The organism is Pseudomonas sp. AAC, assembly GCF_000725445.1.
Lineage (GTDB): Bacteria > Pseudomonadota > Gammaproteobacteria > Pseudomonadales > Pseudomonadaceae > Pseudomonas > Pseudomonas citronellolis.
This window is the reverse complement of sequence record NZ_KL647100.1, coordinates 1-18,337: the sequence shown is the minus strand read 5'-3', so window position 1 is coordinate 18,337 and position 18,337 is coordinate 1. Positions and strand designations below refer to the sequence as shown.

Here is an 18,337-nt window from a genome sequence, read left to right as displayed (position 1 = left end):
CGGGCGGGCCGGAGAGCTGCCCATGAAAATATGAAGGGAAGCCCGCAGAAATACGCTCAAAACCCTGACAGAAGCCGCAATATATAAGGGTTTGCCACCTTTCCAGATGTGAATTTAAATATGAAGACATTCACCCTGGAAAGCTGCAATGCCGCTGATCACCGACAAGGACTGGCTGGACCCGATATTGCCCGAAGAGCTGCCGGCCTCGATCATCGAACGCGCCGACACTCTACCGGGCAAGGCGGCCTTCCTGGCCGGCCGCCTGGCCAGGCAAACGAGCGAGCAACTCGGGCAACTGCTGCAGATAACCAACAGCTACTACTCGAACCTTATCGAGGGCCGCTATACCGAAATCGCCATGATGCAGCAGGCGCAGACCGCGCCACGCCGCGAGCGCCTGCTGCTGCAGGACCTGGCTATCCGGCACATGCAGGCGCAAGAAGTGTTCGAACGCGCCCTGCGGCGTTTTCCCCCCGCGCAGTGGAGCGCCCTGTTCGAACCGGCGCTGGTGCAGCGCGTGCATCGGCGCCTGTTCGACGCTACGGAGGATGCCAGCCGACGCCTCGACGATGGCCGCCTGCTGCGGCCGGGCCAGCTGCGCGCCAGGCCGGACGAGGAAGTTTCCGTTGGCGGCAGGCCCGCGCCGGCCGCCGCCGTCGTGCTGCCGATGCTGCGCCACCTGCGCTATGGCTTCGGGCGCATCCACGACCCGCGCCGCCGCCTGATCGGCGCCCTCGCCTACCATCACCGGCTGGCCTTCGTGCACCCGTTCCTCGACGGCAACGGCAGAACCACGCGGCTGATGACCCATCTCCATCTCGTCGCCCTGGGTCTGCGCCCAACGCTCTGGTCCTTGTCCCGCGGACTGGCGCGCCAGCACCAGGATTACTATCGGATGCTGGCGCTGGCCGACCGCCCACGGGAAGGCGACCTGGACGGGCGCGGCAAACTGAGTCGCAAGCATTACTTCGCCTTCATCGAGTTCATGCTGGACGTCTGCCACGACCAGATCGACTACATGACCCAGGCCGTCGACCCGGCAGCGCTGCGCGAGCGGGTGGTGCGAGCCTTCCGCTACAACGCGCAGCTACGCGCGGCCGGCGCCCGGGAAGAAAGCGCCGCGGCGATGCATGCCTTGCTGGTGCAGGGCGAAATGCCACGCAGTGACTTCAAGACTTTCACCGGCCTGACGCCACGCCCGGCGATCGACGAATTGAGCCGCCTGATACGCCTGGGCGTGGTGCTCAGCCCGACGCCAAAGTCCCGCAGCGTGCAACCAGGGCTGCCGGCCTGGTTCGCCCAGGAGATATTCCCGGACCTCCATCGGCGCTTCCAATAGCCCTACGCCAGCACCCGCGTCCCGTGGAACGACGCGATCCGCCAGCCCGCCTCTTCCTTCACCCACAGCTGCGTGGCGAAGCCTTCCGCGCGCACCGGCTCGCCGCCGCCACGCTTCTGCAGCAGGTTGCACTGCGGCCCACTCATCAGCGCCAGGCCGTCGCCGAACAGGCGCACCTGCAACTCGCCGCGCTCCACCGCCAGGTAGCGCACGGCGTGGCGGGCGTAGTCCAGGTACTGCGCCTTGTCCTGCACCAGACCCGTGGTGTGCACGTACAGCAGGTCGTCGGCGAACAGTTGCTCCAGGCCGGCGTGGTCTTCTTCCACCAGCGCGCGCTGGCGTTCCTGCTCCAGGGCCAGCAGTTCGCTACGGATATCGTTCATCGGGTTTCCCTCTGGGTTTGATAGCGGCGGCATCCTCGCCCCGGCCGCCGCGGCGGGAAAAATCGCCATTGGCCATGCCTGCCATCGCCACTGCCGATACCTGTCCACGGGCGCCTGCCCTCCCTCCCCAGCCTAGGCGCCACGGGGCCCGCACCAGGTATCGACACCATCGATGGCCGCGCATCGACAGCATCTGTTGGTCAGCCGGGCCGGCGCCGTCCTAGCCTGCCGGCACAACAAGAAGCCGAGGAGAAACGCCCATGGGCGCCCTGCACCTGCACTGCTCCACCCTGTTCGACGGCACCGGCCTGGAGGCCCGCCACGCCCAGACGCTGATCATCGACAACGGCCTCATCCGCCATGTCGGGCCGACCGCCCAGGCCCCGCGGCCGCAACCGGGCGACCGCGAGGAACGCGCCGCCTTCGTCATGCCCGGGCTGGTGGACGTGCACACCCACCTGGCCTTCGGCAACGCCCAGAGCGAGGAAGACATCGATATCTGGACCAGCGACGAATTCCGCGCCCTGCGCGGGCTGTTCTTCGCCCAGCACGTGCTCGCCGCCGGCGTCACCTCCATGGTCTGCCCCGGCGACAGCGGCCAGCTCAGCATCGCCGTGCGCAACACGGTCAACGCCGGGCTGTTCGAGGGTCCGCGCATCGCCGCCAGCAGCCGCGTGATCACCAACCGGCAGAGCCTCAACGACTGGTTCCCCAGCCGCGTCGGCGCGCCGGAATACTTCACCGCCGCCCTGGTCACCAGCCGCACCGAGGCCATCGCCGAAATCCGCAAGCAGGCCAAGGACGGCGTCGACCTGATCAAGATCGCCATGGACGGCACCCACCGCCGGCCCAACGGCGAGATCATCGCCGCCTTCACCGCCGACGAGACCCGCGAAATGGTCGAGGAAGCCCACCGCCTGGGCTGCCGGGTGGCCACCCACGCCTACGGCCGCGAGGCGGTGATGTACGCGGCCAGGGCCGGGGTGGACCTGGTGTTCCATGCCTTCTACATGGACGACGCCTGCATCGAGGCGCTGCTGGAGGCCGGCAGCGTGCTGGCCCCGACCATGACCTTCCCGCAGAACACCGTGGACTTCTGCCAGCCCCACGACCCGGCCATCGCCACCGGCTACGCCGGCTACTGCGCGCGCACCCTGGAGCTGGGCACCCCGGTGCTCAAGCGCGCCAAGGCCGCCGGCATCCCCTTCGCCTGCGGCAGCGACAGCGGCTTCGCCGTCACCCCCTACGGCGAATGGCATGCCCGCGAGCTGGAGCTACTGGTCACCCGCCTGGGCTTCACCCCGGCCGAGGCGCTGTACGCCGCCACCAACGTCGGCGCCCGGCTGATGCCGCGCGGCGAGACGCTGGGCACGCTGGAAGCGGGCAAGCAGGCCGACCTGCTGCTGCTCGACGGCTCGCCCCTGGACGACATCCGCATCCTCCAGGACCGCCAACGCCTGCAGGCCGTGTACAAGGCCGGCGAACCGGTGCGCCTGCAGCGCACGGCGTACAACCCCAAGCAGGTGTCGGACTTCAATTCGCTGAAATGGACCGACCTCTACACCCGCGACCGCGTCGCCCAACTCGGCAAATGGAGCCTGTGAGCATGACCACCCTCGATTTCGAACGCGCCGCGCAACTGGCCGCCGCCACCCTACGCCATGCCCGAACGCTGGGCCTGCGCCCGCTGGCCACCGCGGTGCTGGACGCCGCCGGCCACCCGCTGGCAGTGCTGCGCGACGAGCAGGCCAGCTTCCTGCGCCCGCAGATCGCCAGCGGCAAGGCCCGCGGCTGCCTGGGCATGGGCTTCGGCGGCCGCGAACTGGCGCGCCGCGCCCAGGCCATGCCGGCGTTCTTCGATGCGATCAACAGCCTGACCGGCGGCGAGGTGATCCCGGTGCCCGGCGGCATTCTGCTGCGCGACGAGGCCGGCAACCTGCTCGGCGCAATCGGCGTGAGCGGCGACACCTCCGACAACGACGAGCGCTGCGCCCTGCTGGCCATCGAGGAGTTGGGCCTGCACGGCGACACCGGCGACGCTCAGGCCTGATCCAGCCTCGCGGCCTGCTCCGCCAGCAGTCCGCGGAGCCAGGCCAGCGCCGGGTCCAGGTCCTGCTGCGGGTGCCACTGCAACAGCTGCGGCGCCGCCGGGAAGGCCAGCGGCGCCGGCAGCACGCGCAGCGGGTAGCGCCGCGCCAGGGTCTGCGCCTGACGGCGGAACAGCGTGGCCACCCGCGGCGTGCCGACGATGAACTCGGCCATCAGCGCGAAGCTCTGCACCGCCACCGCCACGCGCCGTTCGATGCCCAGCTCGCGCAGGTGCAGCGCGTCCATGGCCAGGTTCTGGCCGTCGGCGAACTCGCGCAGCACGTGCTCGGCGGCGCAATAGTCGGCCAGGCTCAGGCCTTCGGCGAAGGCTGCTTGCCCGGCGCAGACGATGCAGCACAGCTCGTCGCTGAGCAGCGGCATCTGCGGATAACGGGTATTCACCCGGCGCTGCGGCACTATCACCAGGTCGCTGCGGCGGTATTCCAGGGCCTCGGCGACCACGTCTCCATCACGCGGCAGCGGCAGGTCGCGCACCACCAGCGAGGCCCCCGGCGCCAGCCGCGACAGTTCGCGGCTGGCCGCCGGCAACAGGGTCGCCGCCACGTAGTCCGAGGCCACCAGGGTGAAGCGCCGGTCGCAGCGCGAAGGGTCGAACACCACCGCCGCATCCACCACCTCGCCGGCCAGGGCCAGCGCCTCGCGCACCTTCGGCAGCAACTGGCGGCCCAGGGCGCTGGGCACCAGGCGCCGCCCCACCGGCAGCAGCAGCGGGTCGTTGAAATGCTCGCGCAGGCGCGCCAGCGCCGCGCTGGTGGCCGACTGGCCCAGGTGGAGGCGTTCGGCGGCCCGGCTGACGCTGCACTCGTCGAGCAGCGCGGCCAGGGCCACCAGCAGGTTGAGGTCGAGACGACGGTAGCGCATGGGCGCTTTATACCCCGCGCGACACCGGCGACGGAGCGCGTTTGCCGCTGGCAGGTATCGCGCCAGGCGATACCTGCCGGCGCTTACCCTGCGAAACGCCGCGCCAGGAAGGGCTCCAGCGACACCGAAGGCGCCAATCCCGAGGCCTGCTCGGCCAGCAGTTGGCCGGTGATGGCGCCCAAGGTCAGGCCGATATGGCCGTGGCCGAAGTTGTAGAACACCTGGGGCAGGCGCAGGAAGCGCTCGAACAGGCGCCGGCTGGGGGCGTAGGGGTCGAGCGTGCGGCTCACCCCGGGCAGCTCCACCGCGCAGGTGGCGCGGGCGTTGAGCGCCGGTTCCAGCTCGCGCAATTCCGGGCCTTCCACCAGGCGGATGGGCACCTCGAAGCGCCGGTGGTAATCGACCATCTCCAGCACCGCCTGGCGAAACCCATGCGGGCGTGGCGATGGGTATCGCTTCGCTCAACCCATCCTACGGTGGCGTGGGGCGCATGACCGTTCGCGGTTGTCCGTCCTACGTTCAAGGCAGCGCGGGGTTCGCCGGGCGTTCTGGTGCTCGGGTTCGAGGCCGCCCCTCTCCCTAACCCTCTCCCTGAAGGGAGAGGGGACCGTTCGGAGCGCGCTGGTGTTTCGGCGTTAGTCGGCTTGTACCGAGTTCCCGACTAACACCAAAGCTTGTCTCGGCACGGACAAGCCCCCTCTCCCTTCAGGGCGGGGCGCGCAGCCGAGGGCTGGGGAGAGGGAACGGAGTCAATCCAAAACACCTCGGCCCCCGGAACCACCCCTCCCGAATCCTAGAGCGCATAACGCCCCAGCGTTATCCGCCATTTCCACAAGCCAACCTACCGCACCGACTTCACACACCCATGGCGCACTTCCTTCGACGGCGGGTACCCGTAGAAAGACGTGTAGCACTTGCTGAAATGGCTGGGCGAGACGAAGCCGCAGGCCAGGCCCACCTCGAACATCGGCAGGTCCGAATGCTGCAGCAGGCGGCGGCTTTCGGTGATGCGCAGCTCCAGGTAGTAGCGCACCGGCGTGGTGCCCAGCTGCTGCTGGAACAGCCTTTCGATCTGCCGCTTGGAGCGGCCGACGTAGCGCGCCAGCTGCTCCTGGCTGAGCGGCTCCTCGATGTTGGCGCTCATCAGGTTGATGGCCTCGCGCAGCGGCTCGCTGAGCTTCTCGTGCAGCGCCGGCCGGGCGCGGCGGAAGCGCGATTCCTCGAAGGCGAGGATGTCCGCCACGGCTTCCACCAGTTCGCGGCCGTGCAGCGCGTCCATCCACTCCAGCACCATGTTGAAGGCCCCGGTCGGGCTCGCCGCGGTGAGGCGGTCGCGGTCGACCATGTAGCTCTCGCTGGTGACTTCGCTGTGCCGGGCGATCTCCGCCAGCGCGGCGCGGTTCTCCGGGTGTACTGCGCAGCGGTAGCCGTTCAGCAGGCCGGCCTGGCCGAGGAACCAGGCGCCGTTCCACAACCCGGCCAGGGCCACGCCCTTCTCCGCCGCCAGTTGCAGCAGGCGCGTCAGTTCCGGCGTGGCGCGCAGTGGCGTGCGCAGGCCGCCGCAAACCACCAGCAGGTCCAGCCCGGCGAGCGCCGCCGACGCCAGTACCGCGCCCGGGCAGATGACCAGCCCCAGGTCGCTGGTGACCGATTCGCCGTCCAGGCTGAAGGTGCCGGTGGCGAAGGCGTCGGCGCGGATCAGGTTGGCGGTGACCAGGGTGTCCAGCGCCTGGGTGAAGGCCGGCAGGGAGAAATGCTCCAGCAGCAGGAAGCCCACCCGCCCCTGGCGTTGCGCGCCTGCCCGGGGCGCGGAAAGGAACCTGAGGTTGCGGCCCTGCATGGCGCCGCTGAATTGCCGCCGTTCTACCAATCGCGACTCCTGTCCTCAGCCGGCCGACCGCAACGGGTCGAAGCGGCTGCCGGCATGGGCGCCCTGGCGCCGGGTGGTGAAGCTCAGCAGCACCGTGGCCACGGTCAGGCCGAGGGTGGAGCTCACTTCGACGCGGTGCTCCGGCAGGATGAACATCACCACCAGCACGGAGGTGATGAAGGCGATCACCGCCCAGGTCAGCCAGGGGAACAGCCACATGCGGCAGGCGATCTCCTGGTTGCTGCGCTGCAGATTGGCGCGCATGCGCAGCTGCGAGACGGCGATGGCCAGGTACACCAGCAGGGCGATGGAGCCGGAGCTGGCGAGGAGGAAGTCGAACACCCGCGCCGGGGCGATGAAGTTCAGCACGGTGGTGAGCATACCGATCAGGGTGCTGGCGATGACCGCGGCCCGCGGCACTCCCGCCGCCGAGGTGCGCTGGATGAAGGCCGGCGCGTCGTTGCGGCGGCTCAGCGAGTAGATCATCCGCGAGGCGATGTAGATCGAGGAGTTCAGGCAGCTGGCCACGGCCACCAGCACCACCACGTCCATCATCAGCTTGGCGTGGGGCACGTTCATCAGTTCCAGGGCGCGCTGGTAGGAGCCCTGCACCGTGAGCATGGGGTCGTTCCAGGGCACCACGGAGATGATCACCAGGATCGACAGCAGGTAGAACACGCTGATGCGCCAGATCACCGCCCGCGTGGCCTTGGCGATGTTGCGCCGCGGGTCGCTGGATTCGGCGGCGGCGATGGTCACCGCCTCGGTGCCGATGAAGCTGAACAGCGTGGTGATCAGCGCAGTGAAGATGGCGCCCCAGCCGTTGGGCAGGAAGCCGCCGTGCTCGCGCATCAGGCTGCCCAGGCCGCTGACCTCGTGCCCCGCCGGCAGCACGCCGAGCAGCGCCGCCGCGCCCAGGCTGATGAACAGCACGATGGCGCCCACCTTGAGCATGGCGAACCAGAACTCGAACTCGCCGTACTTGGCCACGCTGAACAGGTTGGTGACGGTCAGCAGCAGCGTCATCACCAGGGCGAACACCCAGGTCTGCACCTGCGGGAACCAGCTGTTGAAGATCACCCCGGCGGCGATCGCCTCGATGGGGATCACCAGCACCCAGAACCACCAGTACAGCCAGCCGATGGTGAAGCCGGCCCAGCGGCCGATGGCCTGGTCGGCGTAGGCGGAGAAGGAGCCGGTGTCGGGGCGGGCCACGGCCATCTCGCCGAGCATGCGCATCACCAGCACCACCAGCAGCCCGGACAGCGCGTAGGCCAGGATGGCGGCAGGCCCCGCGGCGGCGATGGCATGGCCGGAACCGACGAACAACCCCGCGCCTATGATCCCGGCAATGGACAGCATGGTCACATGGCGCGGCTTGAAGCCCTGGACCAGTTCGCCACTGGCGCCTTTCGCACTTGGAATACTCATCGATCGGCCTTTGTTGAATTTGTTATGCGGTGGCAAGGCGCCACCTGGCGGGCGTCCCGGACTGCGGGACGCGGGCACAACCCTATTCCAGGGCGTCATCCGGGCATTTGCCCAGGATCGCCATGGGTATGAGCAAAAACGACATGGCCTCGCCCGCGAGCGCCCAGGCCCGGCGCTGGCGACAGCATGAAAACGACATCGGCGGAAAGAGGAAGAAGAGGAAAGGCAGCGACGCTGCTAGATGCAGCGACCGTCCACGGACAGCGTCTGCGCGGAGATACGGAGCGCCCGGTCAGGGGCGAGACAGGCGACGGCGTCGGTCATCGAGTACCAGATTGCCCGGCCGAGGTAGCGGAGTTTCGATTGCGAGAGGGATTTTTCGAGCACAAACGAAAAGCCCCGCAATGCGATGCGGGGCTTCGGGCACCAGAAGGTGCGCTTACAGGGCTTGAACCTGCTCGGCCTGCGGGCCTTTGGCGCCGGCAGTCACGAGGAAGCTGACGCGCTGGCCCTCGTCGAGGCTCTTGTAGCCGGTGGATTCGATCTGGCGGAAGTGAACGAAGACGTCCGGGCCGCTTTCCGGGGTGATGAAGCCGAAGCCCTTCTCAGCGTTGAACCACTTGACGGTACCAGTTTGGCGGTTTGCCATGATGTAGATCTCCAAGGTAGGAACGAGCACAGGCGACATGCCTGGCTGAAACTGAATGCAGAGTGAAGAGAAACCGAGGAGATGGAAATCAGAACGGACTGAACATCAAGACGGAGGCGCTAAACTGGCAGGCAGTGGCAGCAGAATACAGGGTTCGACGGATTTGAACAGCATTTTCTTTTCCGCATCGCGATTCTGGACGGCCGGTCGCCTTTCCACGACGCGCAGGAAGCGTCTCCCAACACCTGTAGGAGCGGGCCCTGCCCGCGATTCGCGCGCAGGGCGCGCTCCTACAGGTAGAGCCGGAGGTGGGCATGGCTCGCTCATACGAAGAGCATCCCAGCGCGGCCTGCAAGAAACGAAAGCACCTCGGCGCCCCATATGCCCCGGGAATGCGCTAATGGATAACGCGAAAAGCCCGGCTCAGGTCCTCCCGTCGAGCTGGTCCACCCAGCGCTCGGCGGCGGCGAAGGAGGCCTCGAAGGCGGCCTCATGGGATTCCCAGGGCCCGATCACCACGTCCAGCGGCGATACGCTGGTGGGCACCTTCGCCAGCGAAAGCAGCATCTCGGCGACCTTGCCGGGGCCGGCGTAACGCGGCGAGATGAGCACCGCCACCCCGCTGGAGGTGGTGTACTCGCTGGGTGGCATGAAGTTCGGCTCACTGGTTCGCTGTTGCATGCATCGTTCCCCCTGGCCCGCTGGCAGGCCGTTCACATGGCTGGAGTTGCGCGAGATGGCGGACGCTCGCCCACCCTTTCACGGACTCTCCAGCTTGCCAGCGGTTCCGCCGGATCGCCCCTGCCAAAGGCATGGCCGCCGGGCGGTACAAGGAGTCAGACGCGCCCAACCAGGGCCTGCAGCGCCTGGTAGGCGCCCAGCAGGTGGTAGGGCGTGGTGGACGGCATGTCCGCGCGCAGCACCTCGCCGTCAGGCCCCAGCACCTCGTGCCAGCCGCCGTCGTGGAGGAAGCGCGAACGGAAGCGCTCGGTCCAGAGCGCCAGGGTATCGAGGGATCGGGCGCTACCCTCCACGGCCAGGGCGCGGGCGAACTCGGTCTGCGCCCAGATGCGCTGGGTGGCGTCCTGCAGCGTGCCGTCCGCCGCCAGTGCGGCACTGACGCCGAGGGTATCGGCGGCCACGCCATGCTGCCGGGCGAAGACGAAGGCGCGACGCAGCGCGGCCTCCAGGGCCGAACCGGCGAACAACGCCGGCGCGCCCATGACCAGCGAGAACCATTCGAACTGATGCCCCGGCTCGATGCGGTTGCCCGCCTCGCCTTGCGGCAGCTCGGCGATGCAGCCGCTGGCCGGGTCGACGAAGCGCGCCAATACCGCGGCGCCGATCGCCTGCAGGCGCTCTCCGTACCAGGGCTCGCCGGCGATGGCATAGGCCGCCAGATAGGCCTCGGTGAGGTGCATGATGGGGTTCTGCAGCACGGGCGCGCCGTCGTCTGCGAAATCCTCGGCCAGCGCGGACAGGTACAACCCCTGGCCATCGGCGAAGCGCTGCTCGATCAGCTCGGTGGTGCGCGTCATCAGCTCCAGCGCAGCCGCGTTGCCACTGAGCTTGTGATACTGCGCGCAGGCGAACACCACGAAGGCGAAGGTGTAGAGGTCGCGGCGGCTGTCCAGCGGCTTGCCGGCCGCGTCGATGCTGTAGAGCCAGGCCCCCTGGCCATCGCCGAAGTGGCGTTGCAGCGAGTCGAACAATGCCTCGGCCCGAGCAGCGCCGGCAGGCCCCGCGTGGCTGAAGACGAACAGCTGGCGGGCGCAGGCCATGGCGCGGTAGCGCACCGCGGGCAGGGGCTGCCCGCTGCGGTCGTCGAGCGACTCGTAGGGCAGCTGCAGCGCCTCGTTCCAGCCGGCGGCGCGCCACAGCGGCAGGACGGTGTCGGCGTAGTGACGGGTCAACGCCTCGATACCGGCGGTGAGGGATGGCGAAAGGAACGACGGGACGGACATGCGGCGAGTCTGCGTGAGGAAGGAAGGCGCAAGCGCAGAAGATAGAGGAAAAGCCCCTCGGAAAGAACCCGCCCGCACTCGACACCGGACTGCGTGCTCCACTCCCTGCCCCAGTCAACTGCCAGGCCGGCGGAACCTCCGCCCTCGCCAAGGCTTCGATATGCATAGGCCCGCCCTGCCCTTCAATCGGAGGAAGCGCCATGCACAACCTCGAGACCCCCACGCTGAAGCTGGGCGTGTTCCGCCCCTTCGACAGCCTCGGCCAGGCCCTGGTCGCCGCCGCGCTGCACCGGCAGCACGAGGTCAGCGCCCTGGTGGAGGACCTCAACGACCTGCGTGCGCGCCCCGGCCTGCGCTGCAAGCTGGGCGGCCTGGCGTCGTCCATCGAGGTCAGCGAGGCGGTGACGGGGCTCGACGTGGTCTTCGCCATGCTCGGCGACCAACCGCCGCAACAGCTGCCGCCGCAGTGCGGCGCGCTCATCGACGGTGCGTTGCGCGCCGGCATGCCGCGGCTGTTCCTGGTGGGCCACTGGCAGTGGCTGGTGGCGCCGCAAGATGCCGCCGACGAGCAACTCGGCGCCGGCCTTGCGCGCAGCCTGGAGGTGAGCGGCCTGAACTGGACGCTGGTGGAGGCGCCGGACTTGATCGAAGGCCTGCGCATCGATGACTTCAGCCGCGCCGCCGCGCCCATGGACAAGGCGAGCCAGCAGGCCCTGTCCTGTGCCGAGGCGCTGCTCGACGAGGTGCGCCTGGGGCTGCACAGCCGCCAGTGCCTGCGTCTGCGCGAGGCAGGGAGGTGATGGCCATGTCCGGTCCTGATGCGCTCAGCCAGACGCTGGGCACTCTGCTCCTGGCGCTGGCCTTCAGCGCCTTCATCCTCTTCGTTCGCGGTTACCGCCCCGCCGGGGTCGGCGCCTTCTGGTACGACCTGGTGCTGGGCTTCGTCGGCCTGTGGCTGGCGCTCTGGCCGGAAGCGGCGACCTTCCTGCGCGAGATGAACGCCGCCAGCGCGCTGGGCCTGCTGCTGCAGGTCGTCGCCACCCTGCTGGGCGGACTGCTCGGCGCCGGCGCAGCCAAGGCCCTGCAGTTCGCCCTGCAGGAGCGCCGCGCAGGGCGCCCGGCAGGCGAAGAGCGCCACGGGCGCTGGAAGCGCTAGCGCAACGCCTGTAGCGGCAACCTCACAACGAGCGACGGCGGTACTCGCGGTAGCGCGGCACCCAGAAGTTGCGCTCGATGGCGGCCTGGAGCATGTCGTCCGGGGTTTCCAGCGCCACGCCCTCGGCCTGGGCCTGCTTGGCCACGGCGAAGGCGATGCGCCGGCTGACCTGCTGGATGTCGCGCAGCGGCGGCAGCACCGCATCGCCCTCCCCCGTCACCACCGGCGAGCACTCGGCCAGGGCGTTGGAGGCGGCCATCAGCATCGCCTCGGTCACGCGCCGGGCGCCGGCGGCGATCACCCCCAGGCCAATGCCGGGGAAGATGTAGGAGTTGTTGCACTGGGCGATGTGGATGCTGCGTCCGCCATGCTCCACCGGCTGGAACGGGCTGCCGGTGGCGACCAGCGCGCGGCCCTCGGTCCACTGGAGGATTTCCGCCGGCGTCGCCTCGACCCGCGAGGTCGGGTTGGACAGCGGCATCACCAGCGGCAGCGGGCAGTGCTTGTACATCTCGCGGATCACCGCCTCGCTGAACAGCCCGCGCTGCCCGGAAACGCCGATCATCACCGTCGGCTTGGCCCGGCTGACCACTTCGAGCAGGCCGATGCCGTCCTCGCCGCGCTGCCAGTCGGCCACGTCGGCAGCCTTCTGCGCCAGCTTGCGCTGGAAGTCCAGCAGGCCGTCCATGCCCTCCACCAGCAGGCCGTGGCGGTCGACCATGAAGATGCGCTGGCGCGCCTGCGCCTCGGACAGCCCTTCCAGTTGCATGGCGGCGATGATGTGCTCGGCGATGCCGCAGCCGGCGGAACCAGCGCCGACGAAGGTGATCACCTGCTCGCTGAGCTTCTGCTGCTTGACCTTGCACGCCGCCAGCAGGGTGCCGACCGCCACCGAGGCGGTGCCCTGGATGTCGTCGTTGAAGCAGCACAACTGGTCGCGGTAGCGCGCAAGCAAAGGCATGGCGTTGGTCTGGGCGAAGTCCTCGAACTGCAGCAGCACACCCGGCCAGCGGCGCTGCACGGCGCGGATGAACAGCTCGACGAAGTCGTCGTAGTCCTTGCCGCTGATGCGCGGGTGGCGCCAGCCCATGTACAGCGGGTCGTCCAGCAGCGCCTGGTTGTTGGTGCCCACGTCGAGCACGATGGGAAGCGTGTAGGCCGGGCTGATGCCGCCGCAAGCGGTGTACAGCGACAGCTTGCCGATGGGGATGCCCATGCCGCCGATGCCCTGGTCGCCCAGGCCGAGAATGCGCTCGCTGTCGGTGACCACGATGATCTTCACCTTGTCCTTGGTGGCGCTGCGCAGCACGTCGTCGATGCGCTCGCGGTCCGGCCAGGAGACGAACAGCCCGCGGTGGGTGCGGTAGATCTTCGAGAAGTCCTGGCAGGCCTGGCCTACCGTGGGGGTGTAGATGATCGGCAGCATCTCCTCCAGGTGGCCTTCGAGCAGGCGGAAGAACAGCGTCTCGTTGTTGTCCTGGATGGAGCGCAGGTAGACGTGCCGGTCGAGGTCGGAGGCGCATTGCAGGTACTGCTGGTAGACGCGCTCGGCCTGTTCTTCGATGGTCTCCACGGTCTGCGGCAGCAGGCCGATGAGGTTGAAGTCGATGCGCTCCTGCGGGCTGAAGGCGCTGCCCTTGTTCAGCAGCGGCATCTCCAGCAGGGCCGGGCCCGAATAGTGGGTGTACAGCGGGTAGTTCGACTTGCGTTCGGTCATGGCTTTCTCCACTGCCTGCATGACGGGCTTCAGGAAACGACAGCGCCCCGTGCAGGGGCGCCGTAGAGGGTAGCGCGTGAAGCTTTCAATGATCCATCGATGCTTCGAGCTCCGAGGGTCCGGCGGCCAGTTCGCGATGCAGGGTTTCCTCGTCCAGCTCCTTGCACCACTTGGCTACCACAACGGTGGCCACGCCGTTGCCCACCAGGTTGGTCAGGGCGCGGGCCTCGGACATGAAGCGGTCGATGCCGAGGATCAGCGCCAGGCCGGCGACCGGCAGGTGGCCCACGGCGGACAGGGTGGCGGCCAGGACGATGAAGCCCGAGCCGGTGACGCCGGCCGCGCCCTTGGAGGCGATCAGCAGCACCGCCAGCAGGGTCACCTGGTGGATGATGTCCATCTGCGTATCGGTGGCCTGGGCAATGAACACCGCGGCCATGGTCAGGTAGATCGAGGTGCCGTCGAGGTTGAAGGAATAGCCGGTGGGAATCACCAGGCCGACCACGGTCTTGTCGCAACCCAGCTTCTCCATCTTGGCGATCATCCGCGGCAGCGCGGACTCCGACGAGGAAGTGCCGAGAACGATCAGCAGCTCCTCGCGGATGTAGTTGATGAAACGCAGGATGTTGAAGCCATGGAAGCGCGCGATGCTGCCCAGCACGAGGAGCACGAAGAGGATGCAGGTGAGGTAGAAGCAGGCCATCAGCTCGCCCAGTTGCACCAGCGACCCCACGCCATAGGCTCCGATGGTGAAAGCCATGGCACCGAAGGCGCCGATGGGAGCGACCTTCATGATCACGTTGATGATGTTGAACATCACCTGGGTGAAACGCTCGATGAACAGGAAGATCGGCTGGCCCAGGCTGCCCATGCGGTGCAGCGCGTAGCCGAACAGCACGGAGAAGAACAGCACCTGGAGGATATCACCGTTGGCGAAGGCGCCGACCACGGTGTTGGGGATGATGTTGAGCAGGAACTCGATGGTGCTCTGTTTCTCGCCGGCCGAGGCGTAGGCGGCGACCTTGCTGGTATCCAGGCTGGCCGGGTCGACGTGCATGCCCACACCCGGCTGGACGATGTTGACCACCGCCAGGCCGATGATCAGGGCGATGGTGGAAACCACCTCGAAGTACAGCAGCGCCATGCCACCGGTCTTGCCCACCGCCTTCATGCTCTGCATGCCGGCGATGCCGGTGACCACTGTGCAGAAGATGATGGGCGCGATGGCCATCTTGATCAGTTTGACGAAGCCGTCGCCCAGGGGCTTCATCAGCACCGCGGTCTGCGGATAGAAGTGGCCCAGGGCGATGCCGATGGCAATGGCGATCAGCACCTGCACGTAGAGGCTCTTGTAGAAGGGTTTCTTGCTCATGGCGGCTACCTTTCTCCAGATCGGCGCCGGCCCTCCTGGCCACGGCACCCGACTCCACGACCGGGCCTCCCCATCCTCGAGAGCGCGTCCTGCAGACGGTGGACTCCCGGCGAGCAGTGGCGGTGGCCGGGAACTTGTTACCTATTGTTTCTGACTATAGGCGCTACACAGCGAGGCGAAGTTCCGAATATCTGCCTGCTGAGCGGGCCCTGCTCGCGATTCGCGCGCAGGGCGCGCTCCTACAGGGGGAATGGCGCAGGTGGGGCGGCGTAGGATGGTGGCGTCGGCGGGACGCGTAGGATGGCGTTGAGCGAAGCGATACCCATCGCCATGACCGGCCCAGGACAAGCCGTAGGGCGAATAACCGTTCGCGGTTATCCGCCGATACACCGAGGCCACAGGCCGTGCCCAGGCCAACCTCGGAGCCGCCGGGGGCCAAGGCCAAACGGCGGATAACGCCGTAGGCGTTATGCGCCCTACGCCGGGAGCGCTTCTGCCGTTCCGGCTTTTCCGCGCGCCAAAGCAAAACCCCCGACCAGCCAGGCTGATCAGGGGTTTTGGGATAGGTTCTTGACGATGACCTACTCTCACATGGGGAACCCCCACACTACCATCGGCGATGCGTCGTTTCACTGCTGAGTTCGGGATGGGATCAGGTGGTTCCAACGCTCTATGGTCGTCAAGCAATTCTTTCGGATGCTCGTGGCTTTCGCGCACGCTCACCCAGATTCGGGTATGTGACAGGTTTTCTTTGCGGTTCACACGAACTTTCGGTTCGTCGACTTCACCGTCCAACACACAAATTGTTTGGGTGTTATATGGTCAAGCCTCACGGGCAATTAGTATCGGTTAGCTCAACGCCTCACAGCGCTTACACACCCGACCTATCAACGTCGTAGTCTTCGACGGCCCTTCAGGGGAATCAAGTTCCCAGTGAGATCTCATCTTGAGGCTAGTTTCCCGCTTAGATGCTTTCAGCGGTTATCTATTCCGAACATAGCTACCCGGCAGTGCCACTGGCGTGACAACCGGAACACCAGAGGTTCGTCCACTCCGGTCCTCTCGTACTAGGAGCAGCCCCTCTCAAATCTCAAACGTCCACGGCAGATAGGGACCGAACTGTCTCACGACGTTCTAAACCCAGCTCGCGTACCACTTTAAATGGCGAACAGCCATACCCTTGGGACCGGCTTCAGCCCCAGGATGTGATGAGCCGACATCGAGGTGCCAAACACCGCCGTCGATATGAACTCTTGGGCGGTATCAGCCTGTTATCCCCGGAGTACCTTTTATCCGTTGAGCGATGGCCCTTCCATACAGAACCACCGGATCACTAAGACCTACTTTCGTACCTGCTCGACGTGTCTGTCTCGCAGTCAAGCGCGCTTTTGCCTTTATACTCTGCGACCGATTTCCGACCGGTCTGAGCGCACCTTCGTACTCCTCCGTTACTCTTTAGGAGGAGACCGCCCCAGTCAAACTGCCCACCATACACTGTCCTCGATCCGGATAACGGATCAGAGTTAGAACCTCAAGCATGCCAGGGTGGTATTTCAAGGTTGGCTCCACGCGAACTGGCGTCCACGCTTCAAAGCCTCCCACCTATCCTACACAAGCAGGCTCAAAGTCCAGTGCAAAGCTACAGTAAAGGTTCACGGGGTCTTTCCGTCTAGCCGCGGATACACTGCATCTTCACAGCGATTTCAATTTCACTGAGTCTCGGGTGGAGACAGCGCCGCCATCGTTACGCCATTCGTGCAGGTCGGAACTTACCCGACAAGGAATTTCGCTACCTTAGGACCGTTATAGTTACGGCCGCCGTTTACCGGGGCTTCGATCAAGAGCTTCGCTTTCGCTAACCCCATCAATTAACCTTCCGGCACCGGGCAGGCGTCACACCCTATACGTCCACTTTCGTGTTTGCAGAGTGCTGTGTTTTTAATAAACAGTCGCAGCGGCCTGGTATCTTCGACCGGCGTGGGCTTACGCAGTAAATACTTCACCCTCACCGGCGCACCTTCTCCCGAAGTTACGGTGCCATTTTGCCTAGTTCCTTCACCCGAGTTCTCTCAAGCGCCTTGGTATTCTCTACCCGACCACCTGTGTCGGTTTCGGGTACGGTTCCTAGTTACCTGAAGCTTAGAAGCTTTTCCTGGAAGCATGGCATCAACCACTTCGCTCTCTAAAAGAAAGCTCGTCATCAGCTCTCGGCCTTGAACACCCGGATTTGCCTAAGTGCCCAGCCTACAACCTTAAACTTGGACAACCAACGCCAAGCTGGCCTAGCCTTCTCCGTCCCTCCATCGCAGTAACTAGAAGTACAGGAATATTAACCTGTTTCCCATCGACTACGCATTTCTGCCTCGCCTTAGGGGCCGACTAACCCTGCGTCGATTAACGTTGCGCAGGAACCCTTGGTCTTTCGGCGTGGGAGTTTTTCACTCCCATTGTCGTTACTCATGTCAGCATTCGCACTTCTGATACCTCCAGCAAGCTTCTCAACTCACCTTCACAGGCTTACAGAACGCTCCTCTACCGCGCATCTTGCGATGCACCCGTAGCTTCGGTGTGTGGTTTGAGCCCCGTTACATCTTCCGCGCAGGCCGACTCGACTAGTGAGCTATTACGCTTTCTTTAAAGGGTGGCTGCTTCTAAGCCAACCTCCTAGCTGTCTAAGCCTTCCCACATCGTTTACCACTTAACCACAACTTTGGGACCTTAGCTGACGGTCTGGGTTGTTTCCCTTTTCACGACGGACGTTAGCACCCGCCGTGTGTCTCCCACGCTGACACTTCCAGGTATTCGGAGTTTGCATCGGTTTGGTAAGTCGGGATGACCCCCTAGCCGAAACAGTGCTCTACCCCCTGGAGTGATACGTGAGGCGCTACCTAAATAGCTTTCGAGGAGAACCAGCTATCTCCGAGCTTGATTAGCCTTTCACTCCGATCCACAAGTCATCCCCTACCTTTTCAACGGGAGTGGGTTCGGTCCTCCAGTCAGTGTTACCTAACCTTCAACCTGCTCATGGATAGATCGCCCGGTTTCGGGTCTATACCCAGCGACTAAACGCCCTATTAAGACTCGCTTTCGCTACGCCTCCCCTATTCGGTTAAGCTCGCCACTGAATATAAGTCGCTGACCCATTATACAAAAGGTACGCAGTCACCCAACAAGTGGGCTCCCACTGCTTGTACGCATACGGTTTCAGGTTCTATTTCACTCCCCTCTCCGGGGTTCTTTTCGCCTTTCCCTCACGGTACTGGTTCACTATCGGTCAGTCAGTAGTATTTAGCCTTGGAGGATGGTCCCCCCATGTTCAGACAACGTTTCACGTGCGCCGTCCTACTCGATTTCACTTCCTGGAACCTTTCACATACGGGGCTATCACCCACTATGGCCGCACTTTCCAGAGCGTTCTGCTAGATTCTAAGAAGCTTAAGGGCTAGTCCCCGTTCGCTCGCCACTACTAAGGGAATCTCGGTT

At 65.7% G+C, this 18,337-nt stretch carries 15 protein-coding genes and 2 rRNA genes; 5 read left to right on the top strand and 12 right to left on the bottom strand.

All coding sequences use genetic code 11. From position 1 onward, the window contains the following. Positions 1-148: 148 nt before the first annotated feature. Entirely contained in the window at positions 149-1,342 is a 1,194-nt protein-coding gene (locus FG99_RS23660) for a Fic family protein (protein WP_081884715.1), read from the top strand. 2 nt (positions 1,343-1,344) lie between these two features. Here the strand turns inward: FG99_RS23660 and FG99_RS23655 are convergent, their stop codons facing one another. Then, complete coding sequence (locus FG99_RS23655) at positions 1,345-1,725, bottom strand: nuclear transport factor 2 family protein (RefSeq protein WP_043272586.1); 381 nt, start codon at positions 1,723-1,725, stop codon at positions 1,345-1,347. Positions 1,726-1,985: 260 nt separating this feature from the next. On the opposite strand from FG99_RS23655, the gene FG99_RS23650 reads away from it, so the two are divergent. Beyond that, the gene (locus tag FG99_RS23650; RefSeq protein ID WP_043272585.1) at positions 1,986-3,329 is read left to right on the top strand and encodes a metal-dependent hydrolase family protein; all 1,344 of its coding nucleotides are present in this window, start codon (positions 1,986-1,988) and stop codon (positions 3,327-3,329) included. 2 nt (positions 3,330-3,331) lie between these two features. Continuing rightward, positions 3,332-3,775, top strand: coding sequence for a GlcG/HbpS family heme-binding protein (locus FG99_RS23645; RefSeq protein ID WP_043272584.1), 444 nt, complete (start codon positions 3,332-3,334; stop codon positions 3,773-3,775). Here the strand turns inward: FG99_RS23645 and FG99_RS23640 are convergent. From FG99_RS23640 to FG99_RS23610, 7 genes are all read right to left on the bottom strand, one after another. Continuing rightward, complete coding sequence (locus FG99_RS23640; RefSeq protein ID WP_043272583.1) at positions 3,766-4,695, bottom strand: LysR family transcriptional regulator; 930 nt, start codon at positions 4,693-4,695, stop codon at positions 3,766-3,768. The two genes, FG99_RS23645 and FG99_RS23640, sit on opposite strands and share 10 nt — an antisense overlap. Positions 4,696-4,778: 83 nt before the next feature. Then, positions 4,779-5,102, bottom strand: coding sequence for an FAD-dependent oxidoreductase (locus FG99_RS23635; RefSeq protein ID WP_043272582.1), 324 nt, complete (start codon positions 5,100-5,102; stop codon positions 4,779-4,781). Positions 5,103-5,536: 434 nt separating this feature from the next. After that, positions 5,537-6,535 carry a GlxA family transcriptional regulator gene (locus FG99_RS23630; RefSeq protein ID WP_141766155.1) on the bottom strand — a complete coding sequence of 333 codons (999 nt, stop codon included), beginning with the start codon at positions 6,533-6,535 and terminating at the stop codon, positions 5,537-5,539. 45 nt (positions 6,536-6,580) lie between these two features. Continuing rightward, positions 6,581-7,996: a GABA permease gene (gabP, locus tag FG99_RS23625; RefSeq protein WP_043272580.1), complete on the bottom strand. Its 1,416-nt coding sequence runs from the start codon at positions 7,994-7,996 to the stop codon at positions 6,581-6,583. A 439-nt stretch (positions 7,997-8,435) separates the two neighbouring features. Next, a complete protein-coding gene (locus tag FG99_RS23620; RefSeq protein ID WP_009620169.1) occupies positions 8,436-8,645 on the bottom strand; it encodes a cold-shock protein in 210 nt (69 codons plus the stop codon). A gap of 423 nt (positions 8,646-9,068) precedes the next feature. Continuing rightward, complete coding sequence (locus FG99_RS23615; RefSeq protein WP_009620168.1) at positions 9,069-9,326, bottom strand: hypothetical protein; 258 nt, start codon at positions 9,324-9,326, stop codon at positions 9,069-9,071. Between the two features lie 155 nt (positions 9,327-9,481). After that, entirely contained in the window at positions 9,482-10,609 is a 1,128-nt protein-coding gene (locus tag FG99_RS23610) for an AGE family epimerase/isomerase (protein ID WP_043272579.1), read from the bottom strand. Positions 10,610-10,809: 200 nt separating this feature from the next. Here FG99_RS23610 and FG99_RS23605 point away from each other — a divergent pair, with 200 nt between their 5' ends. Then, the gene (locus tag FG99_RS23605) at positions 10,810-11,409 is read left to right on the top strand and encodes an NAD(P)H-binding protein (protein WP_043272578.1); all 600 of its coding nucleotides are present in this window, start codon (positions 10,810-10,812) and stop codon (positions 11,407-11,409) included. A 5-nt stretch (positions 11,410-11,414) separates the two neighbouring features. Next, on the top strand, positions 11,415-11,765 hold the full coding sequence (locus FG99_RS23600) for a hypothetical protein (protein ID WP_043272929.1): 351 nt from the start codon (positions 11,415-11,417) through the stop codon (positions 11,763-11,765). Positions 11,766-11,787: 22 nt separating this feature from the next. On the opposite strand, the gene FG99_RS23595 is transcribed toward FG99_RS23600, so the two are convergent. From FG99_RS23595 to FG99_RS23580, 4 genes are all read right to left on the bottom strand, one after another. Further along, positions 11,788-13,482, bottom strand: coding sequence for an NAD-dependent malic enzyme (locus FG99_RS23595; RefSeq protein ID WP_043272928.1), 1,695 nt, complete (start codon positions 13,480-13,482; stop codon positions 11,788-11,790). Positions 13,483-13,567: 85 nt separating this feature from the next. After that, complete coding sequence (locus tag FG99_RS23590) at positions 13,568-14,854, bottom strand: dicarboxylate/amino acid:cation symporter (RefSeq protein ID WP_043272577.1); 1,287 nt, start codon at positions 14,852-14,854, stop codon at positions 13,568-13,570. Positions 14,855-15,422: 568 nt separating this feature from the next. After that, positions 15,423-15,538 (bottom strand): 5S ribosomal RNA (gene rrf, locus FG99_RS23585). Positions 15,539-15,672: 134 nt separating this feature from the next. Continuing rightward, a 23S ribosomal RNA gene (locus tag FG99_RS23580) occupies positions 15,673-18,337 on the bottom strand; the annotation flags it as partial.